Source organism: Caulobacter sp. 05L422, assembly GCF_056397765.1.
This window is the reverse complement of record NZ_JBFTOB010000025.1, coordinates 1-22565: the sequence shown is the minus strand read 5'-3', so window position 1 is coordinate 22565 and position 22565 is coordinate 1. Positions and strand designations below refer to the sequence as shown.

The following is a 22565-nucleotide window of genomic DNA, read 5'->3' as shown; positions in this document are numbered from 1 at the left end:
CCAAAAGTCGGAGCGCCCACTCGACGTTCTCGGGGGCGTTTTCCTCAGCACCGGGGATGTGAAACTTTTTAGACGGGATCGATCAGAATCGCGTCGGGGGTCTGGACCACGCGCACCGGCAGCAGCATGGCCACCGCATTGGCGAAGGCGGCCGTGTCGCCGACCCGATAGACGCCGCTCAACCGCAGCGCGGCCGCGTTCGGATCGGCCACCACCAGCTTGCGCTCGGTGTAGCGGTTCATCTCCTCGGCGGCCGAGGCCAGGGTCTGGTCGCGGAACACGGCGCGGCCGCTCTGCCACGCCAGCAGATCGTCCAGATTGGGGTGGTCGACCGCGTCCGCGCCGCCGTCGTGTCCGACCCGCAGCCGTTCGCCGACGCTGAGCGCGCGGGGCGCGGGGCCGCCGCTGACTTCGGCCTTGCCCGCCGAGACGACGATCGCCGTGTCACCCTGGTCGCAGCGCACGTCGATCTGGCCGTTGCGCGCCAGGACCTGGCGAGTGTCGGTGACGATCACGAAGGGGCGGGGATCGGCGGCGACCTCCAGGCACGCGCGGCCGGTCCGCACCCGGATCTCCCGGCGGTCGTCGCGCATCCGCACGCGCAGGGCCGTGGCGGTGTCCAGCAGCAGGTGCGAACCGTCGGGCAAGGTCACCCGGCGCTGTTCGCCGACGACGGTCTCGTAGACGCCGGCATGGGCGTAGCTCCACGCGCCCGCGCCGCCGGCCGCCACCGCCGCGGTCAGGCTGGCCAGCACCGCGCGCCGGCTTGTCGACTTGGCCGGGGTCCGCTTGACGCGATCGGCGATGCCGCCGACCGAATTCCACACCGCTGACGCGCGGTCGAACGCCTGGGCGTTGGCCTGATCGGCGGCGATCCATTGGCGGAAGCCGGCCTCGTCGGCCGCCGAGCGATCCTCGGCGTGCAGCCGCGCCACCCAGGCCGCAGCCTCGCGGACAGGCGTGGAGCGATCGTCGGTGGAAGGCCCCGTCACCAATTTTCCATCCAATCGGTCAGAATTTCGACGGCCTTGGCCACGTGCTTCTCGACGGCGCTCTGGGTGATGCCGAGCTGCGCGGCGATTTCGCGATGTTTACGGCCGTCGAGCCGGTGCATCAAGAACACCTCGCGGGTGCGCGGGCTCAGCTGATCGACGCCCGCCAGCAGCCGCTCCAGCCGGTGGCGGGCGATCAGGGCCTCGTCCTGCAGCGGGGCGTCGTCGCGCACGCCGGCGATCTGGGTCTCGGTCAAGAGCGAGGAGGGCGGTTCGCGCCGTTCCCGGCGATAGGCGTCCCAGCCGCCGTTCGAGGCGCTGCGGACCAGGAAGGCCTCGGCGTTGTCGACCGCCGCCGCCCGCTCGGTCATCCGCACCCAGGCGTCGTGCAGCAGATCCTCGGCGTCGTCGCGTCGGGTGGTCCGGGAAACTTGCGCGCGCAGATAGCCCCAGCGCGAGCGGAGGTGAGCCAAGCTCATCGAACACGTCCGAAGCAGTGTCAGGGACGGCCCGGCTAACGGTGAAAGGACACGGTTTCGTGACGCTGCGGCTAGACCAAGACGGCGGGTGGCGTCGTTCAGCCAATCTCCGTCGCTCGTGACCCTAAGACGCCATCCGGCGATCAAGGGCGAGGAATTACCCCAAACCCCATCTGCCGATGAGGATTCGGCCCGATTGGTCGCGGAACGCTCCGGGGCGAGTTTGGCGCCCGCAGCGATCAAGCGTGGAGTGCGGCAAATGCCCAACGGAAAACCCAACATCCTGGTCATCTGGGGTGACGACATCGGCATGTGGAATGTCGGCGCCTACACCCACGGCATGATGGGGCGAACGCCCAACATCGACAGCATCGCCAAGGACGGCTGCCTGTTCACCGACCACTACGGCCAGCCCAGTTGCACGGCCGGTCGCGCCGCCTTCATCACCGGCCAGATGCCGGTGCGCACGGGCATGACCACCATCGGCATTCCGGGGTCGACGCGTGGAATCCAGAAGGAAGACCCGACCCTGGCCGAGGTGCTCAAGAGCCAGGGTTACGCCACCGCCCAGTTCGGCAAGAACCACCTGGGCGACCGCAACGAGTTCCTGCCCACCTCCCACGGCTTCGACGAGTGGTTCGGCAACCTCTACCATCTCAACGCCGAGGAGGAGCCGGAGGAACTGGACTATCCGGGCCAGAAGAACCCAGAATACCTGAAGAAGTTCGGCCCGCGCGGCGTGCTGCACGCCTGGGCCACCGACGTGGACGATCCGACCGACGACGGCATCTTCGGCCTGCGCGGCAAGCAGAAGATCGAGAACACAGGCCTGCTGACCCGCAAGCGGATGGAGACCTTCGACAAGGAGGTGCTCGACAAGACGCTCGACTGGATGGACCGCGTGGGCAAGGACGACAAGCCCTGGTTCTGCTGGTTCAACACCACCGCCATCCACATCTTCTCGCATCCGCAAAAGAAGTACGTGCAGCAGGCGGTCGACGAGGGCCGAGCCGAGGAGGACGTGGTCCGCGCCAAGATGCTGGAGCACGACGAGCACGTCGGCGCGCTGCTGGCCAAGCTGAAGGCGCTGGGCGTCGAGGACGACACCATCGTCATGTACTCGACCGACAACGGCAACGAACTGATGCTGTGGCCCGACGGCGGCTACGCCCCGTTCCGCGGCGAGAAGGGCACCACCTGGGAAGGCGGCGTGCGCGTGCCTTGCCTGATCAAGTGGCCGGGCAAGATCCCCGCCGGCTCGTCCTGCAACGGCCTACAGAACCACGAGGACGTGTACCTGACCCTGGCCGAGGCCGCCGGCGCGACGGGGGTCAAGGAAAAGCTCCTCACCGGCTACCAAATGAACGGCGTCACCTACAAGTGCCACCTCGACGGCTTCAACCAGATCGAAATGTGGACCGGCAAGACCGAGAAGTCGGCCCGCGTCGCGCATTACTACTACGACGAAACCGACCTGATGGCGGTCCGCGTCAACAATTGGAAGATGCACATCGGGATCAAGAAGAACGGCAGCTGGTTCACCGAGAAGGCGTATCCCAGCATCCCCTATCTGTTCCACATGCGTATGGACCCGATGGAGAAGATGGACCCCGAGAGCGAGGAGTGGGGCTATATCGGCCGCAAGTTCTTCGCCTCGAAGCTGTGGGCCCCCAACGCCGGCGCGCCGTTCATCGCCGAGCACCTGGAAAGCCTGAAGAAGTATCCGCCACGCCAGGCCGCCGACACCCTGTCGATGCACAAGGCGCTGGAGACGGCGATGGCCAAGCTGGCCAATCCGAACGCAGGGTAGCGGCGGTATCCAATAGAGCGCCGCCGGTTCGCCCGGCGGCGCTCTGTCGGCAGGTTTGGCTAGGCGCCCAACCGCGCGTAACCGACGACTGGCGGCGGCGGCGGCGGCGGCGGCCCCGGTCGCGTTCGGGCGACAGGCCGGGGCCCCCTCCGAAACGTCAGTCGGCTTCGACGCCGCCTTCAAGGTTCATGGCTTGGGCGGCCATGGCGGCCTGAGTTCGGGTGTGCACGTTGAGTTTACGCATGACGGCGGTCATGTGCGCCTTCACGGTCGCTTCGGCGATGCCCAGGTCGAAGGCGATCTGTTTGTTCAGCCGGCCAGAGCTGGCGAGCATGAAGACTCTCAACTGGGCCGGCGTGAGTTCGGCGGACCCGAGGGTTGGACGATTGGCGGCGCCGCGCCGGTTCTCTGTCGTCATGGCCGTCTGCCTGTTCAATCCGTACTTGATCGATATCCGGCTGTGCTGGTGAGGTTCTCTGGCCGTCTTCGCGGCGACGGTCGACCTGGGCCGACCGCCGCGCCTTGCCCAAGCCCGTCGGGCAAGGTCGCTTTGTATTCCGACGCTTAGCGCTTGGGCTTCAGCAGGCCATGCATGCCCAGCCAGCGCGCATAGGCGTCGAACCAGCCGGTGCTGGTGGTTTCCTTCGGATACATGCCAAAGCCATGCCCGCCCTGTTCGTAGAGGTGGAATTCGACCGGTCGCTTGGCCGACTTCCAGCTGTCGATCAGGCCAAAGCCGCTGTTGGCGAAGAACGGGTCGTCGGCGGCCAGGGCGACAAACATCGGCGGCGCGTCCGCCGGGACCGTCACCGGCGCGAGCGGGCCGTAGATGAGGCCGATAAAGGCGGGCTTGGCGTCATCGCCGGCCAGGGTCGTGGCCAGGGTCAGCATGGCGCCGGCCGAAAAGCCGACCATGCCGACACGATCGGGATCGATGCGCCATTCCGCCGCGCGCTTGCGCACCAGGGCGAAGGCCGCTCGGGAGTCGGCGATCTGGGGCGCCAGGCCGGCGATGGCCGCCTGCGGGTCCGGCCGGGGCGGACGGGCGGCGGTCGCCGAGAACATCTCGTTCATCGAGCGTTCGAAACCGGGCATGTCAGCCGGGGTCTGGTTCAGGCGGTATTTGAGAACGAAGGCGGCGACGCCCTTGTCGGCGAGCGCGCGGGCGACGTCGTAGCCCTCGTTCTCCATCGAAAGCGTGCGGAAGCCGCCGCCGGGGGCGACGATCACCGCGGCGCCCGTCGCCTTGGCCGGGTCCGGGAGGAACGGGGTCAGGGTCGCGACGGTGACGTTGCGGGCGAACAGACTGCCATACTGGCTGTGCCAGGACTCCGGCGCCGTGGCGCCCGGCAGGGCGCCCGTATCCAGCGTGATGGCGTTCGGCTGCGCCGGGATGGGCACAGGCTGCATCTTGTCGTTTTGCGCGTAGGCCGGCGCCCCTAGGACGCAGGCGACCGCCATGCCGACCGCGATCAGGTGCGTCCACCTCGGTCGGAGCATTGCCGTTGGGCTCGTATTTCTCATGGTAGGTCTCCCTTTGATTGTTGTTTTGGCTCCGCGATCGGCGCGGTCTAAGGCAGGGCGATCTCGAAGGGCGAAACGGGCAGGCCGGCCTGGTCGAAAAGGTTCACCGCCGGTGCGTCGGCCCAGGCGTACCGCACGCGCGTCACGGGCTTGCCGTCGCCGGCCAGAACCACCGTGTCGCCCGAAGCCGTCGCGGCGGCGAAGCGACAGGGGCCGGTTTCCGCGCACAGCTCGAAGCCGATGGCGACGTTCGCGCTGTGGGTGACGAGGCCTCCGGTGGCGCCCTTGAACGCCAGGGTGATGCCGCCGTCCGGATTGCGCACGACCGACGAGACGCCGGGACCCGACGGAGCGATGCCTTCGCCATAGGCCAGGGCGCGCATGGCTCGCGCCGTCCGCCGGCCGACCTCCTGCTTTTCGCCGGGGTGGATGTCGAGGGGATCGCCGAGGTCGATCGTCACGACGGCCGCCGCATGGCCGTCGGCCTCGGTCGTCCGACGCTGGATGTCGCGCAGCCTCGCCCAGCCGCTCTCGGTCGGACGCGAGGCGGTGGCGCCATAGGCCGAAAGCTGGATGACGGCGAAGGGGAGGTCCGGCGTCGCGAACTGGCGACGCCAGTCGCTCAGCATCGCGCGGAGCCGTCGGTCGTAGCCGGGCAGGTCGGTGTCGGACTCGCCCTGGTACCAGGCCACGCCCTTCAGGCCGACCGAGCCGAGCGGCGCGATCATGGCGTTGTAGAGCGTGCCGGCGCCGTTGATGTCGTCCCACGGCGACCTGGGCGCATTGGACTTGGGCCGGCCGGCGACGGCGTAGCGCCATCCGGTGTCGATCGCGATCTCGGACCCGTCGTCGAAGCGTAGGCGCATCTGGCTGGCAGGGCCGATCATGCCGCCTTCGGCATAGACATTGTCGACATTGATGGTGACGGCGTTGCGCCCTTCGACCAGAACACCGGGTGAAAGCCGGTAGCGACGCGGCGCGCTGGCGATGCTGCCGCCGCCCACGGGGACCCCGTTCACCCAGGTGCGGTCGGCGTCGTCGATCGCGCCGAGTGAAAGCACGGCGCCCTGCCGCGCCTGCTCGACGGTCAGCTCGATATCCTTCTTGAACCAGAGCATGCCGACATAGCTCGCCAGGTCGGGGACGCCCCACCGATTGAAGGGACCTATGCCGGGCGCAGGTCGCCAATCCAGGGCTCCGTCTGTCCGCCAGGGCTCCCGGCCGGGCGCATCGCCCGACTGATCGCGCCACCACTTTCCCCAGGTTTCCGCCGCAGAGACCTCGGCGGCGGCGGTGTCGCGGGTGTAGAGCTCGAGCGTCTTGGCCTCGGCCTCCATGCCCGCCGCGCGCAGGCCTTCGGGCGCCATCCAGGGGGAGATCCGCGACCCGCCCCAACTGGCGTGGATCAGGCCGATCGGCGCCTTGGCGGTCTTGCGCAAGTCCTGGCCCATGTAGAAGCAGACGGCGGAGAACCCGGCGATCGTCTCGGGCGTCGCCGGCGTCCAGGCCGGCGGCTGGTCGAAGCGGCTTTGCGGCGCGGTGGCGACGCGTTTGGCCACGGTGAGCAGCCGTAGGCCCTGGTCGGCCGCGCCGGCGATCTGGAAGCTGTTCTGCGCCTGGGCCGTCGCGAGCTCCATGTTGCTCTGGCCCGAGCACAGGAAGACGTCGCCCATCATCAGGTCGTCGACGATCACCTGGCCGCTGGGGGCGGTGACCAGCATCTGATACGGGCCGCCGGCGGGCCGGGGCGGCAAGGTCAGGCTGAAGCGCCCGTCGCGGTCGGCCTGGCCGCGCGCGGTCCGCCCCGCCATGTTGACGAGCACCGCCTCGCCGGCCCGCGCGGTTCCGGCGACGACGAGCGGCCGATCCCTTTGGAGCACCGCGTGGTCGCCGATCACGCCTTCAAGCCTGGGTGCCGCCGACGCCGCCTGGGCCAGGGCCAGCGTCAGGACGGCGCCCAGCGCCAGAGTCGAAACTCTCATGGGCGATCTCATCACGATTTCTACTTCGGCAGGCCGACCGCTTCGTCGACGACGAAGGCGGCCGATTGACTGGGCGCATCGCCGCCGGGCTGGCCGGAGCCCACGCTGACCCGATAGGTCCCCGCCGCCACTCGACGATCGCCGTCGAGATCCACCGAGCTGAGGTCGCGCGGCGACAGGGCGAACGTGATCGCCCGGGTCTCGCCGGGTTTCAGCGTGATCCGCTGGAAACCGCGCAAGGCCAGGCGCGGGGCGCCGGGCGTATCGGGGAAGTCGAGATAGAGCTGGGCCACCTCGTCGCCGGACCTGTCCCCGGCGTTGCGGACGCTGGTCGTGACCCGCAGGCCCTTGCCGGTCCCGCCCGTCGCCGGCTCGACCTTCAGGGGCTTGTACTCGAACCGCGTGTAGCTGAGCCCGTAGCCGAACGGGTACACCGGCGTTCCTTCGAAATAGCGATAGGTCCGGCCGGCCATGGCGTAGTCGCCGAACGGCGGCAGGTCGTCGACCGAGCGATAGAAGGTCAGCGGCAGGCGCCCAGCGGGGTTGGTCTTGCCCGACAGCACATTGGCGATGGCCAGGCCCCCGGCCTGGCCCGGGTACCAGGCTTCCAGGATCGCCGAGGCGTTGTCCTTGGCCCAGGAAAGGTTCAGCGGGCTGCCGTTCATCGTCACCACGATCAGCGGCTTGCCGAGCGCCTTGGCCTGCTCAAGCAGGGCCTGCTGATCGGCGGGAAGGTCGAGGGTCGTCTTGTCGCCGCCCTTGAAGCCGGGGATTTCGACGGGGGATTCTTCGGCCTCGAGGTCGGAGGTCAGGCCCACGACCGCGACCAGGACGTCAGCCTGGGCGGCGGCCGCCTTCAGGTCCCCGGCCGGATCGGTCGAGATGCGCTTCCAGACGAGATCGACGCCGGACAGGGCGTGGGATTCCGAAACGACCTCGATCGGATACTTCCGGCCCTTCTCCAGTCGGATGGTCTTGAGAGTCGGCAGGCTGCCCCAACCCGATTTGCGCAGGTCGGCGAACGGCTTGCCGTCGAATTTGAGCTCGCCGTTGAAGCCCGTCAGGCCCAGGCGATAGGTCCCGCTCTCGGGCGGGACCAGGAAGCCCGTCCAGACCACGCGGTGGTGATCCGAGACGGGCGCCAGGTCCAGGCTGCGGGCCGCCACGTCCGACTCCACACGGGTGACCACCGGCTTTTCGGCATAGCGCATCTTGGCGACGGCCTCGCCGAACGTCCCGGGGGCGAAGCGTTTGGGGGGCGGCTCGACGGTGTTGTAGTAGCGCGCCAGGAGGCCGGACTTGCCGTCGGGCGTCCGCAGCGCCGTGGTCGGCACCCGGTCGCCGTCCGTGAACGAGGCGCCGAACGGCGCGTAGACGACCTGGGCCGAGGGCATAGCCCGTCGCAGGCCCTCGACCACCGAGATCGGCGGCGCCGACAGGGCCGAGGAATAGTTGCCGCGCAGGACCCGCGTGGCGTCGCCCAGCGGTCCGATCACGGCGATCCGCAAGCCCGGCTTGAGCGGCAGCAGGCCGTCGTTCTTCAGCAGGACCAGGCTCTTTTCGCCCGCGGCCAGCGCCAGCGCTTCATGCGCCGGCGTCATCACGCTCGTCGACGCCGTGGAGGCGGTCTCGGGCGTGCGGACGCCAGGCAGATCGCCGGCGCGCAGGCGGGCCGAGAACAGTCGCGTCAGCGCCAGATCGACTTCGGCCGGGCTGATCAGGCCGCGCCGCAGGGCCTCGCGATAGCGCTCGGCCAGACCGTCGGTGTCGGTCAGGGTCGCGCCGTTGCACTCGTTGTCGACGCCGGCCCGCATGGCGGCCGCGACGGCGGCGGCCGCGTCCGGGGCGTACTTGTGATGGTCGCTGATGTCCTTGACCGCGTCGCAGTCGGAAACGACGTAGCCGTCGAAATTCCAGGCTCCGCGCAGATGGTCCTTGAGCAGCAGGTCGCTGGCGCAGGCCGGCTGGCCGTCGATGCGGTTGTAGGCGCACATCACCGATCCCGCCCGGCCCTCGGTGATGGCGGCGCGGAACGCGGGCAGGTAGGTGTCCTCGAGATCGTGGCGCGAGACGAAGACATTGGCGCTGTGGCGGGTCGATTCCGGGCCGCTATGGACCGCGAAGTGCTTGGGCGTGGCCACCACCTGCGGGAGATCCGGATTGGGTCCCTGGACGCCCTGGACGAACGCAACGCCCAGGCGCGCCGTCAGGAACGGGTCTTCGCCGTAGGTCTCCTGGCCCCGACCCCAGCGCGGATCGCGGAAGATGTTGATGTTGGGCGACCAAGTGTCGAGGCCCGTGCCGATGCGCCCCATGCGCCCGGTGTTTCGCGACAGGACGTGCAGCCCCCGAACCTCGGACCCGATCGCGCCGGCGACCTCATGGACGAGCGCGGGATCGAAGCTCGCGGCCAGGCCGATCGGCTCGGGGAAGTTGGTGGTCGGCAGCGCGCCCAGCGCCCCGTGCAGCGACTCCGTCCACCAGTTGTAGGCGGGGATGCCCAGCCGCGGGATGGCGGGGGCCGTGTTCAACAGCTGCTCGACCTTTTCGTCGGGCGTCATCTGACCGACCAGTTGGGCGGCTAGACGATCGGCCTTGGCGCGGTCGGCCGAGATGGCGGGCGAGGGCGGGGCGGCCGGCGCGGCGTGGGCCAGCGAAGCGCCGATCGACAGCGCTCCGGAGAGGGTCGCGGCCAGGCCGCGCCGGCGCCATTTCGACCTAGACATCGTTCCACCTCATGGCTTGATCTTGCTTGTTCGCTGCGGCGCGGATCATCGCTTGGGCCCCGCGCGGTCGATCACCTTGCGCGCGCCCTCGGGCCAGGCCTGGCCCTCCACCGCGACGTTGTCGACGAGGCGATTGTTGGCGTAGTCGGACCAGCTTCCGTTGGCCTTGCCGGCGTTGCGCCAGTTGCCGCGCGCGGGGGCAGGGCGCTCGTGGATTTCGACCGAGGCGAAGGCCTGCTCGGAATTGGGGCGGTCGCTCGACGAGGTCGTGGGTATGGCGAAGGTCGGCAGCGACTGGGCCGAGACCGATCCTCCGCCGGGCAGGAAGGGACCCAGGGTTAGCGCGCCCCAGGATCGGCGCCGAGGCCGCGCTCGGGCGCTCGCCGCCTCGGCGCCGGACCGAGCGGTCGGATCGGGAACCCTGGCCGCCGTCATACCGGCTGCAGGCCGTGCTCGACGATCTTGCGGATCAGGTCGCGATGGCGCGGCAGGCTCGCCAGCAGCCGGTCGGTCTGGACGGCGTTCTCGCGCATCGCCCGTTCGGCCATCACGCGCTCGTCGGCCAGGGCCTCGGGTTCGATCTCCGTCCGAAAGTCCATGCCGTAGAGCACGTACTGGTAGCTGGCGGTCGGGAAGACTTCCTCGACCCGGTCGAACTCATCGTGCAGCCAGGGCGGCTGATGGCGCCAGAGCCGCAGCAGGTCGGCCAGGCGCTGGGGAATGGTCTCGGGCGCACGGTTGTCGCGCCAGAACGCGCTGTCGGTCCTCTTGCTGAGGACATAGTGCAGTTTGAGGAAATCGATGATCCGACCCCAGCGATAGTGGGTCGTGGCGTTGAAGCGGGCGGCGACGACGTCCATCACCTCGCGGCAGGCCGGCATCTGTTCGGAGATCATCTTGGCCGACAGTTCGATCAGCACGATCGCCGAGGCTTCCAGCGGCTCCAGGAAGCCGGCGGCCAGGCCCACGGCCACGCAGTTGCGTTTCCAGAAGGTCTCGCGATGACCCGATCGGATCGGGATCTTCCGGGCGGAAAGGTCGCGACCCGCCGGACCGATATAGGCCCGCAGTTCCCGCTCGGCGTCCTCGTCGCTGATGTGGCGGCTGGAATAGACGTGTCCGGTTCCCCGACGGGTGGGCAGGCCGATGTCCCAGATCCAACCGGCGGACTGGGCGGTGGAAATGGTGTGGCTGGCGATCGGGCTGGTTTCGCTCTCGTACGGCACCTGGATGGCCAGCGCCGTGTCGCAGAACAGGACGTCGCCGCAGTCGCGGAACGGCACGCCCAGCGCGTCGCCCAGCAGCAGGGCGCGAAAGCCCGTGCAGTCCACGAAGAGGTCGCCTTGGATCTCGCCGCACTGTTCGGTGACGACCCCGCGGATGTCGCCGTCCTCGGTCATGGCGACGCTCCGCACGTCTGCCAGGACGTGGCGCACGCCGAGCTTGTCGCAGCAGTGACGCTGCAGGAACGGCGCGAACTTGCCCGCGTCGAGGTGATAGGCGTAGTTGGCCGCGCCCTGGTACGGCGCGGCGGTGATGGTCTTTGGAGCCAGGCCGTCGTCGCAGAGGCGACCTTGCGGGCTGACCGCGTCGCAGAAGCTCTGCGCGCCGCCGCCGGCCAGCCAATGCGACGCCAGATTCACCTGCGAGAACCCCTGGGGCAGCATCAGCGGATGATAATAGGCGTCGTCGGCCGCGCCGGTGGTCCAACGGGCGAACTTGGCGCCTTGCTTGAACGCCGCGTCGCATTCGCGGAAGAAGTCGGTCTCGGATACGCCGATCTTGGCCAGGCTGGTGCGCAAGGTCGGCCAGGTGCCTTCGCCGACCCCGATGATCGGCGTATTCGGCGACTCCACGAGCGTGACGGTGAAGCCGGTGGCCATGCGCGCGCGGTGCTTGGCGGCGATGAGGCCGGCGGTGAGCCATCCGGCCGTGCCGCCGCCGACGATCACGATGTTTTTGACGGGACGCACCATGGCCTCGGAACAAAGAAGCGGCTGGGAACGCCGCCGAGGCGACGTTCCCAGCCAGGGGGGACCTAGAAGCGGAAGCGAGCGCCGGCGGTGTAGCGCCGGCCGTAGGCGAACACGTCCAGCAGTTGGTTGTCGAACCGTCCGTGCGTGCTCTGCGTCTCGTTGGTGAGATTCAGGGCCTCGAAGAACAGGTTGATCTGCTTGGTCAGTGCATAGCTGGTGCTGAAGTCGATCTGCAGGTTCGGATTTTCGAAGGTCGGTTCCGAACCGAAGGCGCCGGTGTTCTGGTTCTGACCGAACTGGCGCAGATATTCCTTGCGGTAGTTGACCGCGACCCGAGCCTCCAGACCGTTCTTGTCATAGAAGGCCACGAGGTTGGCGGAGTCAGCCAGGCCGGTGATCGCGAAGCCGCTCTGGGAGATGTCGGTGCGATCGTAGGGCTTGTTGGTGTCCACCAGGGTGGCGTTGGCGTTGAAGCCGAAGCCGCTGTCGCCGAACACGTGCTGCCAGGCCAGTTCCACGCCGCGAACGGTCGCTTCGGGGCCGTTCACCTGCTGGGTGACGCTGAAGATCGCCGGCTGGCCCGTCGTCGGATCGATGACGCCGTTGATCGTCTGTCGCTGGGTGCCGCCGACGATGAAGTTGCTGACGTCCTTGATGAAGAAATTGACCGAGGCGTACGAGTTCGGTCGATAGTACCACTCGACCGCCGCATCGAAGTTGTCGGCCAGGTAAGGCTTCAGCGAAGGGCTGCCGCCGCTGGCCGTCAGGGCGCCGACCCGCTGGCCCGTGCCCACGCTGAGAACGGGCGTGAGCATGTTCAGACCAGGCCGGGTCAGGGTCCGTGAGGCGTCCAGGCGCAGGTGGATGCTCTCGGTCAGCTCCAGCTTCAGGTCGATGCTGGGCAGCAGGTAGGAGTAGTTGCTCTTGGTCGTCACGGCCTGAGGCGAGCTCAGGGTGACGGTCAGCAGCGTCGGATCGCCGGCGCTGCCGGTGATCGCGGTCGGCACTTGGCCAAAGCCGTTGGAGGTGACGTGGGTGTTCTCCTCGCGCACGCCGGCGTTGAAGTGGAACGGCATGCCGGCCACGTCGACGTCGAAATTCGCCCGCAGGAACAGCGCCCAGGTCTTTTCCGTGATGTCGCGGATGCTGCCGTTGTCGAGCGCCATGTCGAACGCGCCGGTGAAGGTCGTCCCGACGTTTCCGCCGCTATAGTTGAAGCCCGGAATATTCTGGGCCTGGGGATTGCCCAGACTGGTGAGGTATTGCTGGTAGGCGTGGGCGTCGAACTTGAGCAGCGTGGGCGGCAGGGCCCCGGAGAAGCCCGGGATGAAGCCGTTAGTGCTGACCTTGTCGGTGAACAGGCTCGACGGCACTAGGACGCCGCCGTTGGGACCCGACGGCGGGCCGTAGCCCGGATAGGCTTGCCAGTAGTTGTTGACGAAGGTGTTGCTCTGCTGGAACTGGTAGTGGTCTTCCAGATAGCTGCCGCCGGCCTTGATGCGGAAGCCTTCCTGCTCCCACGAACCGGCCACTCGCACCTGCTTGACGACGTCGGTGTTCTCCTGGGCCTGACGCACGGTGACGTGCGAGCCGATCACCGAGGTGTCTGCCCAGCGCGCGGCGTCGCCGTTGGGGCCGTAGCCATGCAGCACGGGCAGGGTGTTCTTGCTGTCGCCGTCGATCCTGATGCCCAGGGCCGGGCCGATGGCGAAGCCGTAGCCGACGTCGGCGTTGTCGCTGGTGATCTCGCCGCCGGGGTTGAGCCAGCTCTTGGCGTAGCTGGCGTCGGCCTCGAACTTCAGGTTCTGGGACACGTCCCATGCGAGGTTCAGACCGGTCTGGTTGGTCTGCAGGACCGAGCGGTCGGTGCCGGCCGTGAAGTCGGTCTGAGATCCGGCCTGGGTGAAATCGACCGTCGTGCCGTTCTCATCCAGCTTGACGTTTCTCAGGCCGTCCTGGTTGAACCAGATGCCGTAGCCGAAGTTGTCGGCGCGGATATCCTGGCGGGAATAGTTGTCGTCCAGGGTGACGGTGACACCTTCGACGGGATTCCATTGCAGGGCGATGCGGCCGTCGACCCGCTCATCCTTGGTGTAGATCTGGGTGGCGCCGTACTGCTGCTCGAACCAGCCGACGATCGTCTTGTTGGCGAGTTCGGCGGTGGTGCAGGTGGGCGTCAACTGGCATGGCGCGTAGCGCCCGCCCGGCCAGCCGCTGACATAGACCCGATTGGTCTGGGTGTCGTGACGCGTGTACATAGCGTCGATCAGCACGCCGAACTTGTCGTCGGCGAAGGTGTCGCTGAACAGGGCTCCGACGGTGGGCACGACCTTGCTGGCGTCGTCCTGGAGCGAGCCGGACGCGGTGAACGCCATGCGGCGGCCCGGATGATCGAACGGCTTGGGGAACGAGACGTTGACGGTCGCGCCGATCGAGCTGCTCGAGAGCGTGACGTCGGGCGTCTTGAGCACCGACAGGCCGCCGACGAAGTCCGCGCCCACGGTGCTGAAGTCCACCGAGCGGCCGCCCGTGGCCGTCGAGATCCGGCGGCCGTCATAGAGGGTTTCGTTGAAGTCGCCGCCGAAGCCGCGAACGGTGATCCCCTGGGGCTCGCCGCGGGCGCCGGCCCGCTGGATGGAGACGCCCGGCAGGCGCTGCAGCGAAGCGGCGACGTTGGAATCGGGGAACTTGCCGATGTCTTCCGCCGAGATGGCGTCCACAACGCCCGGGGAGCTGCGCTTGATGTCGAGGTTACGCTGCAGCGAGCCGCGCAGGCCCGTCACCACGAGTTCGTCCAGGACGTTGGGCTCGTTGGCCTGTGGCGCGGAGCCTTGGGGCGCGGCGGCCGGTTCGGCGGCCGGCGCGGAAACCGCCGCGGCCGTGGCCATGGGTTCTTCCGCGGTTCGCTCGGCGGCGTTGGCCACGCCGCACAGAGCCAGCGTCAGAAGACTGGAAGCGCCGACCAAGGCCGCCTTGGAAGCGCGCTGACGTGAAGACGCATTACTCTGATTAGTAAACTCGACCTTTTTCATGTTTCCCCTCCGGTTCAATGAAATGAACGCGTGCGCAATCGCTCGGCCGGAAGGATTTTTCAGGCCGTAACGTCTTGTATTTGCGTATAAAGGGGCTCTATCCGTCGTCCTTGCGGTCCGATCGCATCACAACCTCCCTGCGTAGTTTATTTTCTTGTTGCCAGGAAGGTAGCGCTAACAGGTACCGGTATCAAGGGTATTTGTCGGTGTAATTGTCGCCGAGTTGGACGCCGGTCCTGAACGCCGCTATCGATCGTGCAAAGGCGTTTGCGGGCCCGATCCGCCGAGCGACCAAGAGGAGGAAAAGCGATGGTCATGGATTTGGAATTGCTGAACGCTCAGCATCACGCCGGCTTGCGGCAGGCGGATTTCCCGATCGAGGAACCGCATTTCGTCCAGATCGTAGCCGCCGAGTTCGTGGCCGCCGCGGCCACTTGCCCGATCTTCCTGACCAAGAATCCGGAGACGGGGCAATTCTACGCCGGCGCGATGTTCGGTTTCGAGCCGGGCGAGAATCTGCTGCGGCGTGCCGCGCCCGGCCGGCGCGCCTTCACGCCGTTGGACCTTGAGCGTCAGGGGTTTTTCCTCGCGTCCGGGGGCGCGGTCGCGATCGATCCCGGCCACCCCCGTTTCGCCGTCGAGCGTGGAACCGCGCTCTTCGAGGCCGACGGCCAGCCGAGCCAGGCGCTGCGGCGGATCCAGAACGTGCTGGGCCAACTCAGCGCGGGCGTCCCGGCGACCGACGCCTTCATTCAGACAATCGTCGCTCAGCGGCTTGTGGAGCCGATCGACGTCGACCTGTCGTTCGACGATGGCCGATCCCTGAGTCTGGCCGGTCTCTACACGGTCAGTCTCGATGCGCTGGCCGACCTGGAAGACTCGGCCGTGCTCGATCTCTTCCGCCAGGGTTACCTGCAACTGATCTACGCCATCGCCGGATCGCTGAAGCAGGTGTCGATCCTGGCCCACCTGAGAAACGAGCGGCTGGCGGCATGATCCCGGGGCGACCGGTCGAGGTTGTCGAGCTGGAGCCCACGCTGGAGTGGGACGCGGCGGGCTTCGCGCGCGACGTGGCCCAGGCCTGCGAGCCCGTGGTGCTGCGCGGCCTGTGCCGGAACTGGCCGTCCACCCGGGCGGCCGCCCGGTCCTGGCGGGATCTGGCGGACTATCTCCTGGCCTTCGACTCCGGGTTGACCGGCCAGGCCTTCATCGGCGCGCCCGCCATCGCCGGGCGATACCACTACGGCGAAGGTCCAGGCGGCTTCAATTTCGATCGCGAGTCGCTGACCCTGCGCCAGACCTTGGAGCGTATCGGCCAGGCCGCCGCCGCCGCCGGCCGCGCCACCGTGTACATGGGATCGCTCCCGACCGAGGACTATCTGCCCGGCTTCGACCTCGAGCACCAGGTCGCCTTCCTGCCGCGAACCGCGCGGCCGCGGGTCTGGCTCGGCAACGCCAGTCGGGTGGCTTGCCACTACGACACCTTCGACAATCTGGCTTGCGTGGTCGCCGGCCGGCGGCGCTTCACGCTCTATCCGCCTGACGCCGTCGGCGACCTCTATGTCGGGCCCATAGATCACACCCTGGCGGGTCAACCCGTGGGGCTCGCGGTCGGCGCGGAGCCGGGTAATCCGCGCTATCCGCGTTTTGAGCAGGCGCGGGATCGCGCCGCCGTGGTCGAGCTCGCGCCCGGCGACGCGCTCTATCTGCCCAAGCTGTGGTGGCATCAGGTGGAGGCGCTGGAGCCCAGGAACCTGCTCGTCAACTATTGGTGGGATGGATTTTCAGCCGGACCGGACGCACCGTTCGCCACGATGATGCTGGCGATGATCGCCATCGCCGAGCGTCCGCAGGCCGAGCGCCAGGCCTGGCGTGCGTTCTTCGACCACTATGTCTTCCGTCCGGACGGCCATCCGCTGAGCCATCTTCCGCCCGAGCGTCACGGGATTCTCGGGGCCCTGGCGGACGGCAACTACGGAAAGATCCGCGCCGGCGTGATGCGGATGCTGCGAGGCGGTTGACGGCGTCGACCGCCTAGGTCGACGCCTCGATGCGCTATCGATCGCCGGCCGTGACCGGAAACTCGAACACGGTCGCCGAGATTGGAGGAACCAGCAGGCGCGAGCCGGGGCGAGAAGCCGAGCTTGCGGTGACCGTCACGCCGGCGGGCGCGCCGACCTTGTTGGCCGCCTCAAGCGACGCCCCTGTCAGGACCCAGCGCCGACCCGCGCCGCGAACCGCCAGCGACTTCAGGTCGAGGTTCAGAGGCTGCTCGGTGAAGGTGGCGTTGACGACGCCGATCCGCAAAGTCTTGCCGTCGGGGCTCAGGCCCGCGATCACGTCGAGCGGATAGGTCGGGCTGCCGGCCCGCACCTGGGGGTGGGCGAAACCGACCGGGTATCGCGGCGCGGGCTGCGGGGAGGCGCCCGAGATGGCGATCGGTACGACGCCCGCGCCGAAGTGCTCGCCATAGAACTTGAAGACCACGCCGGTGGAGTTGAGCGTCGCGTCGGTCGGCGTGATGTCCATGGTAGAGGCGCCGGTGGTGAAGGCCGCCATGGTCAGGAAATCGGTGTGGCGCAACATCTCCTGCAGGACCGTGGCGTAGGCCAGGGCCGACTTCAGATTCACGTCGCCGAAATAGGCGTACTCGTCGATCGACAGGAAGATCTTCTTGTCCTTGATGGCCGGGAAGCGCTGCTCGTAGATCTTCCATTCCTCGGCCTTCATCCGCACATGGTTGGAAGGGGCGCGGACATATTCGATCAGCTCGGCGTCGGCCGGCGCGTTCGGACGCTTCTCGGGCCGATCGTACCAGTGCTCGGAAATGCCGTCGAAATTGCCCCAGGCCTGGGCCAGGAGACCGCCCGTCCAGTCCTGTTCGGTGCCGAACTTGGGCGCGATGCTCTCGAGCGAGGCGTTCTCCTTGACGTCGCGCGGATGCAACTGGTCGGGCATGGCGCCGGACCCGATCAGGGTGATCGTCGGATCGACCGCGCGCATCGCGGCGGCGAAGGCGTTGTGCTTGATCATGAAGTAGTCGAGCGAGGTCTTGCCGATCTGCCACCAGCCATAGGGCTCGTTGCCGATGTTCCAGAACTTGACGCCGTACGGCTCGGGGTGGCCGTTGGCCGCCCGGCGCGCGCCCCAGGGGCTGGTCGCCGGCCCGTTGAGGTATTCGACCTCCTCGGCCGCCGAATTGGCGTCGCCGAGCCCGGCGTCGACGGTGACATAGGGCTCGACGCCGAGGATCTTGGTCAGGTCCATCCATTCGTCCATGCCGATGTCATTGGGCTGCATCGCGCTCCATGCGTGATCGAACATCGGGGCGCGCTGGTCTCGCGGACCGAGCGCGCCGTGCCAGTCCCAGTTGGACAGGAAGTTGCCGCCCGGCAGGCGCCACATGCCCGAATTGAGCGAGCGGGCGATCGCCGTGCTGTCGGCGCGCCAGCCGCGAACATTGTCGGAAGGCATCAAGGACATCGCGCCGACGCGGAACGAGCCGGAGCCCAGGCCGGTGATCTCCAGGCGCGCATCGGCGGCGTCCGCGGCCGGGGTGAAGCTGAACGTGGCGCGCTTCCAATCGGCGCCGGGAGAGGGAAGGGCGATGGTCTGTCGGTCGTCCGGGCCAGGGCCCCAGACCAGCGCGACCTCGACCTGGGCGGACGCGTCGCCCGACAGCAGCGCATAGCCGTCGTAGCGCTTGCCCTTGGCCAGCCCGATGCCCGATTGCGAAAGCCCCTTGCGGATCGTCCCGTCGACGGCGACGCGAGGGCTCTGGGCGCCGACATAGGCCGCCTTGGAATCCATGATCACGGCTTCGCCGCCGCCGATGGGCCGCCACTTACGATAGCTGACGCCGGGACGTCCCTCGGCGTTCAGGGGCGGCGGCGCGTCCTGGGCCGCCGGCACGACCGGATAGTAGAACTTGCGGTCGTCCAGCATTTCCGCCCACAGCGTGCGCGCCACCAGGCCGCCGATGGGCTCGATGAACATGCCGTACTCGTACTTGGTGACCGGGGCGGCGCGCCGCGCGCCGTCGATCGTCACCTTGACCGGCTCGGCGTCGACCCGTGTCGACGCGGCCATCGTCAGCCCCAGGCAGGTGGCCAGCATCCATCCATAACGCATGACGTTTCTCCCTAATTACTCAGTCATTTTATCTTTCCGCCTCTTGAGATGAGGCAGCGGTGCTTTGTCCCTCGTCCGCGCAAATTCGATAGGTTTCGCTTCAGCGTTGGCGGTGGCGGCGTTTGTTCTGGCGGAGTTCGTCTCCGAAGAGCGGCTCAGGCCTCCTCGGCATCCCTTGACACGATCATATTTAGCCGGACAAATGGTAGCGCTAACAAGTCGCGCCCTGCAATGTCAAGATGTGCGACTGGGAGGATTGAATGATCGCTCGTGACACCCGGGGCAGCCGCGCCCGCGGTCTTTGGTCCTATGCTCGCCTCGCTGTGATCGTCGCGCTCGGGCTGGCCGTACCAATGGGGGCGGGGGCCCAGGTGGCGACCAACGCGCCGGCTCCGGTCGCCGGCGCCAAGCCCGTGACGATCGAGCGGATCAAGGTCCATTCCGCCGCCATCGAAGGCAATCTTGAGGGCGAAAGCGCCGACCGCGACGTGATCGTGGTCCTGCCGCCAGGCTACAAGAGCCATCCTGACCGGCGCTATCCAGTCGTCTACGCCCTGCACGGCTATTCGATCGGGGCGGAGCAGTGGATCGGCGAGATCCACGTTCCCCAGACCATCGAAGGCGCCTTCGCGCGCGGCGCGGCCGAGATGATCGTCGTGCTGCCCGACAGCAAGACGGTCCACAACGGATCGATGTATTCCAGCTCGCAGACGACGGGCGATTTCGAGACCTTCGTCGCCAAGGACCTGGTCGGCTACATCGACGCTCACTACCGCACCCTGCCCAGGCGCGAGAGCCGGGGCCTGGTGGGCCATTCGATGGGCGGATACGGGGCCAGCCGTATCGGCATGCGACATGCCGACATGTTCGGCGCGCTGTACATGATGAGCCCGTGCTGCCTCTCGCCGCGCGACCCCGGCCAGTTCAACGCCGAGGCCGCGACCGCCCTGGCCCAGGTGAAGACCCTGGAAGACGCCCAAAAGCTGCCCTGGGCCATGCGGGCCCAGCTGGCGACGGCGGCGGCATGGTCGCCGAACCCCAGGAAGCCGCCGCTCTATCTGGACCTTCCGGTGGAGAACGGCCAGGTCCAGCCCGAGGTGTTGGCCAAATGGGCGGCCAACGCGCCCTTGGCTTTCTTCGACCAGTATGTGGGGCAACTGCGCCGCTACAAGGCGATCGCCATGGACGTCGGCGACCGCGACGGCCTGAAGGCCGACGCGGCCAAGCTGCACGAGTCCATGGACCGCTACGGCGTCGCCAACAGCTTCGAGATCTATCCCGGCGACCACACCAGCGACGTGGCGCGGCGGTTTCAGGATCACGTGCTGCCGTTCTTCGGCGCCAACCTGGCCTTCACGGCGCGCTAGACCGACGGACCGAGCCCTTGCCCAGGACGCCCATGATCTTCGCCCGCTCGGTCGCCGCGGTCCTCGCCGTCGTGTTCGCCGGCTTCGCCGCCGCCGCGAACGCCGATCCGCTCGCGGCGACCGGCCGCTGGACCGCCTACGAGCGGTCGGCCGCGCGCACGCCGCCGATGGGATGGAACGGCTGGAACGCCTTCACCAGCGACATCGACGAGGAAAAGGTCATGGCCTCGGCCCAGGTCCTGGTCGACGCCGGCCTGGCGGACAAGGGCTATCGTTATGTGAACATCGATGACGGCTGGTGGCTCAAGCGCCGCGCCGGCGACGGCCGCATGCTGATCCGCACGGCCCGCTTCCCGTCGGCCGCGACGCCGGACGGCGGCACGAGCTTTCGGCCCCTGACCGACCGCCTCCACGCCATGGGCCTGAAGGCCGGCATCTATTCCGACATCGGCCGCAACAGCTGTGGCCAGGTCTTCACCTCGACCTTCCCCAACCAGCCCGAAGGCGATGTGCGCGAACGGGAAGTGGGCCTCTATGGCCACGTCGACCAGGACATCGCCCTCTATTTCGAGGATTGGGGCTTCGACCTGATCAAGGTCGACGGTTGCGGCGTGCGCGGGCTGCCCGCCACCGACGCGCGGGTCAAGGCCGGGCAGTATCGCGCGCTCGAACCGCTGGTCGACGTGGACTCCTTGGGACGGACGAATATTCCGGCGGTCCGGTCCCTGTATCAGGCCGTCGGCGCGGCCCTGGACCGCAGCAACCCCGACGGCGACTTCGTCTATTCGATCTGCCTGTGGGGCGCCGCCGACGTGCGCGCCTGGGGCAAGGACGTCGGCGCCATGTCCCGCACCAGCGAGGACATCTCGCCGACCTGGAGCCGCATGCTGCACAATCTCGACAGCGTCTCTCGGCGGGCTCTCTACGCGCATCCTGGCTCTTGGAACGATCCGGACATGCTGTACGTGGGCAAGGGCGACTTCGACGCGGCGCACCTGGTCGAGGCGCGGTCGCATTTCGCGCTTTGGGCGATGGTCAATGCGCCCCTGATCATCGGCTACGACCTGAGGACGGCCGCGCCGGCGCTGCTGGACGTGCTGGGCGCGCGCGAGATCATCGCGCTGAACCAGGACGCGGCGGGCAACCAGGCCGTGCTGGCCTTCGATTCCGACGACATCTCCATCTTCGTCAAGACGCTGGCCAGCGGCGACAAGGCCGTGGCGATCCTGAACCGCACGGCCGCGCCGGCCGAGGCCGTACTCACCGCGGACCACCTGAAGTTCCTGGCCACGGCGGACATCGAGCTCACGGATCTGTGGACCGGCGCGGCGAGCCGCTTCCGCGCCGACCAGAAGTTCCAACTGGCGCCGCGCCAGACTCTGGTGTTCCAGGCCAACGGGGCGCGCAAGCTCGCCGACGGCGTCTTTCTTTCCGAGCAGCCTGGAGCGGTGAATCCGGCTGTTGATGGGGTCGTGACCCCGCAGGCCGACCCTCTGGTCCACCGCGCCATCCTGCCCTGGCGCGGCACGCGCGGCTTTGGCGAGCCGCCACGCTACGGCGGGTGGGGCGGGGCCCAGGCCGACCGCACGCCCTACGACCAGGAACTGGCGATCGCCGGACGGCGGTTTGAGACGGGTCTCGGCGTTCTAGCCAATTCACGCTTTGAAATGCGCAACGCCGGCTTCCGCCGCTTCACCGCCAGTGTCGGCGTCGATGATTCCGCCCAGGATCGCTCGCAGCCCGTGACCTTTCTGGTCTATGGCGACGGCAAGCTTCTGGCGAAGTCGCGGCCGTTGAAATTCGGCCAGCCGCCGCAGGATCTCGGCGTCGAGGTTTCGGGGATCAAGGTGCTCGAACTGGTCGCGCGCGCGCCTGGCGGCTCGCGACATCCCGATCCCGTCACCTGGGGCGACGCGGCGCTGCATCGATAGCGCGCAAGCGGCGATCGAGCCGCGAGGAGAATGAAGTGCGGATTGAAGACCTGAATAAAATTGGACGTTTGACGCCATGAGCTCTGCCGCCGTTCCGCCCCGCGCCCTTCGTTCGCGCGCCTGGTTCGACAATCCGGACAACGCGGACATGACGGCGCTCTATCTGGAGCGCTACCTGAACTTCGGCCTGTCGCTGGACGAGCTGCAGTCGGGCAAGCCGATCATAGGCATCGCCCAGACCGGCAGCGACCTGTCGCCCTGCAACCGCCACCATCTGGTGCTGGCCGAGCGCATCCGCGAAGGCATCCGCACGGCCGGCGGCATCGCCCTGGAGTTCCCGGTCCACCCGATCCAGGAGACCGGCAAGCGCCCGACCGCGGGCCTGGACCGCAACCTGTCCTATCTGGGCCTGGTGGAGACCCTGTACGGCTATCCGATCGACGGCGTGGTGCTGACCATCGGCTGCGACAAGACCACCCCGGCCTGCCTGATGGCCGCCGCGACGGTCAACATCCCGGCCATCGCCCTGTCGGTCGGCCCGATGCTGAACGGCTGGCACAAGGGCCAGCGCACCGGTTCGGGCACCATCGTGTGGAAGGCCCGCGAGCTGCTGGC

At 67.9% G+C, this 22565-nt stretch carries 16 protein-coding genes; 6 read left to right on the top strand and 10 right to left on the bottom strand.

All coding sequences use genetic code 11. The features are described 5' to 3' along the window. Nucleotides 1-68: 68 nt before the first annotated feature. Entirely contained in the window at nt 69-992 is a 924-nt protein-coding gene (locus AC1DMQ_RS21410) for a FecR family protein (protein ID WP_477035557.1), read from the bottom strand. Further along, complete coding sequence (locus tag AC1DMQ_RS21405) at nt 989-1471, bottom strand: RNA polymerase sigma factor (RefSeq protein ID WP_477035556.1); 483 nt, start codon at nt 1469-1471, stop codon at nt 989-991. The genes AC1DMQ_RS21410 and AC1DMQ_RS21405 overlap by 4 nt, the downstream gene beginning before the upstream one ends. A 259-nt stretch (nt 1472-1730) precedes the next feature. Between AC1DMQ_RS21405 and AC1DMQ_RS21400 the strand changes: the two genes are divergently transcribed. After that, a complete protein-coding gene (locus AC1DMQ_RS21400) occupies nt 1731-3281 on the top strand; it encodes an arylsulfatase (protein ID WP_477035555.1) in 1551 nt (516 codons plus the stop codon). Between the two features lie 157 nt (nt 3282-3438). Here the strand turns inward: AC1DMQ_RS21400 and AC1DMQ_RS21395 are convergent, their stop codons facing one another. The 7 genes from AC1DMQ_RS21395 to AC1DMQ_RS21365 form a co-directional block, all read right to left on the bottom strand. After that, nucleotides 3439-3699, bottom strand: a complete 261-nt coding sequence (locus AC1DMQ_RS21395; protein ID WP_477035554.1) for a helix-turn-helix domain-containing protein — start codon at nt 3697-3699, stop codon at nt 3439-3441. A gap of 146 nt (nt 3700-3845) precedes the next feature. Next, on the bottom strand, nt 3846-4781 hold the full coding sequence (locus tag AC1DMQ_RS21390) for an alpha/beta hydrolase (protein ID WP_477035553.1): 936 nt from the start codon (nt 4779-4781) through the stop codon (nt 3846-3848). A gap of 71 nt (nt 4782-4852) precedes the next feature. Then, a complete protein-coding gene (locus AC1DMQ_RS21385) occupies nt 4853-6787 on the bottom strand; it encodes a sialate O-acetylesterase (RefSeq protein ID WP_477035552.1) in 1935 nt (644 codons plus the stop codon). A gap of 20 nt (nt 6788-6807) precedes the next feature. Beyond that, complete coding sequence (locus tag AC1DMQ_RS21380; RefSeq protein ID WP_477035551.1) at nt 6808-9513, bottom strand: glycoside hydrolase family 3 C-terminal domain-containing protein; 2706 nt, start codon at nt 9511-9513, stop codon at nt 6808-6810. Between the two features lie 45 nt (nt 9514-9558). Further along, nucleotides 9559-9948, bottom strand: a complete 390-nt coding sequence (locus tag AC1DMQ_RS21375) for a hypothetical protein (protein WP_477035550.1) — start codon at nt 9946-9948, stop codon at nt 9559-9561. After that, nucleotides 9945-11489 (bottom strand): tryptophan halogenase family protein, encoded by a 1545-nt coding sequence (locus AC1DMQ_RS21370; RefSeq protein ID WP_477035549.1) that lies wholly within the window; start codon nt 11487-11489, stop codon nt 9945-9947. The genes AC1DMQ_RS21375 and AC1DMQ_RS21370 overlap by 4 nt, the downstream gene beginning before the upstream one ends. Nucleotides 11490-11551: 62 nt before the next feature. Then, a complete protein-coding gene (locus AC1DMQ_RS21365; protein ID WP_477035548.1) occupies nt 11552-14377 on the bottom strand; it encodes a TonB-dependent receptor in 2826 nt (941 codons plus the stop codon). Nucleotides 14378-14830: 453 nt separating this feature from the next. Here AC1DMQ_RS21365 and AC1DMQ_RS21360 point away from each other — a divergent pair, with 453 nt between their 5' ends. Together AC1DMQ_RS21360 and AC1DMQ_RS21355 are read left to right on the top strand one after the other, a co-directional pair. Then, nucleotides 14831-15517 carry a SapC family protein gene (locus AC1DMQ_RS21360; protein WP_477035547.1) on the top strand — a complete coding sequence of 229 codons (687 nt, stop codon included), beginning with the start codon at nt 14831-14833 and terminating at the stop codon, nt 15515-15517. After that, nucleotides 15514-16542: a cupin-like domain-containing protein gene (locus AC1DMQ_RS21355; protein ID WP_477035546.1), complete on the top strand. Its 1029-nt coding sequence runs from the start codon at nt 15514-15516 to the stop codon at nt 16540-16542. The genes AC1DMQ_RS21360 and AC1DMQ_RS21355 overlap by 4 nt, the downstream gene beginning before the upstream one ends. A 34-nt stretch (nt 16543-16576) precedes the next feature. Here the strand turns inward: AC1DMQ_RS21355 and AC1DMQ_RS21350 are convergent, their stop codons facing one another. After that, nucleotides 16577-18652: an alpha-L-arabinofuranosidase C-terminal domain-containing protein gene (locus AC1DMQ_RS21350; protein WP_477035545.1), complete on the bottom strand. Its 2076-nt coding sequence runs from the start codon at nt 18650-18652 to the stop codon at nt 16577-16579. Between the two features lie 260 nt (nt 18653-18912). Here AC1DMQ_RS21350 and AC1DMQ_RS21345 point away from each other — a divergent pair, with 260 nt between their 5' ends. The 3 genes from AC1DMQ_RS21345 to AC1DMQ_RS21335 all read left to right on the top strand — a co-directional run. Then, entirely contained in the window at nt 18913-20019 is a 1107-nt protein-coding gene (locus AC1DMQ_RS21345) for an alpha/beta hydrolase (RefSeq protein ID WP_477035544.1), read from the top strand. Nucleotides 20020-20051: 32 nt separating this feature from the next. Then, a complete protein-coding gene (locus tag AC1DMQ_RS21340) occupies nt 20052-21950 on the top strand; it encodes an NPCBM/NEW2 domain-containing protein (protein WP_477035632.1) in 1899 nt (632 codons plus the stop codon). A 76-nt stretch (nt 21951-22026) separates the two neighbouring features. Next, a partial coding sequence (locus tag AC1DMQ_RS21335) for a dihydroxy-acid dehydratase domain-containing protein (RefSeq protein ID WP_477035543.1) occupies nt 22027-22565 on the top strand: 539 nt, incomplete at its 3' end.

What these genes read in the sequence shown, in the direction of transcription:
- AC1DMQ_RS21405 (WP_477035556.1), bottom strand. Translation starts at nt 1,471, where the DNA reads ATGAGCTTGGCTCACCTCCGCTCGCGCTGGGGCTATCTGCGCGCGCAA.
- AC1DMQ_RS21400 (WP_477035555.1), top strand. Translation starts at nt 1,731, where the DNA reads ATGCCCAACGGAAAACCCAACATCCTGGTCATCTGGGGTGACGACATC.
- AC1DMQ_RS21395 (WP_477035554.1), bottom strand. Translation starts at nt 3,699, where the DNA reads ATGACGACAGAGAACCGGCGCGGCGCCGCCAATCGTCCAACCCTCGGG.
- AC1DMQ_RS21390 (WP_477035553.1), bottom strand. Translation starts at nt 4,781, where the DNA reads ATGCTCCGACCGAGGTGGACGCACCTGATCGCGGTCGGCATGGCGGTC.
- AC1DMQ_RS21385 (WP_477035552.1), bottom strand. Translation starts at nt 6,787, where the DNA reads ATGAGAGTTTCGACTCTGGCGCTGGGCGCCGTCCTGACGCTGGCCCTG.
- AC1DMQ_RS21380 (WP_477035551.1), bottom strand. Translation starts at nt 9,513, where the DNA reads ATGTCTAGGTCGAAATGGCGCCGGCGCGGCCTGGCCGCGACCCTCTCC.
- AC1DMQ_RS21375 (WP_477035550.1), bottom strand. Translation starts at nt 9,948, where the DNA reads ATGACGGCGGCCAGGGTTCCCGATCCGACCGCTCGGTCCGGCGCCGAG.
- AC1DMQ_RS21370 (WP_477035549.1), bottom strand. Translation starts at nt 11,489, where the DNA reads ATGGTGCGTCCCGTCAAAAACATCGTGATCGTCGGCGGCGGCACGGCC.
- AC1DMQ_RS21365 (WP_477035548.1), bottom strand. Translation starts at nt 14,377, where the DNA reads ATGGCCACGGCCGCGGCGGTTTCCGCGCCGGCCGCCGAACCGGCCGCC.
- AC1DMQ_RS21360 (WP_477035547.1), top strand. Translation starts at nt 14,831, where the DNA reads ATGGTCATGGATTTGGAATTGCTGAACGCTCAGCATCACGCCGGCTTG.
- AC1DMQ_RS21355 (WP_477035546.1), top strand. Translation starts at nt 15,514, where the DNA reads ATGATCCCGGGGCGACCGGTCGAGGTTGTCGAGCTGGAGCCCACGCTG.
- AC1DMQ_RS21350 (WP_477035545.1), bottom strand. Translation starts at nt 18,652, where the DNA reads ATGCGTTATGGATGGATGCTGGCCACCTGCCTGGGGCTGACGATGGCC.
- AC1DMQ_RS21345 (WP_477035544.1), top strand. Translation starts at nt 18,913, where the DNA reads ATGATCGCTCGTGACACCCGGGGCAGCCGCGCCCGCGGTCTTTGGTCC.
- AC1DMQ_RS21340 (WP_477035632.1), top strand. Translation starts at nt 20,052, where the DNA reads ATGATCTTCGCCCGCTCGGTCGCCGCGGTCCTCGCCGTCGTGTTCGCC.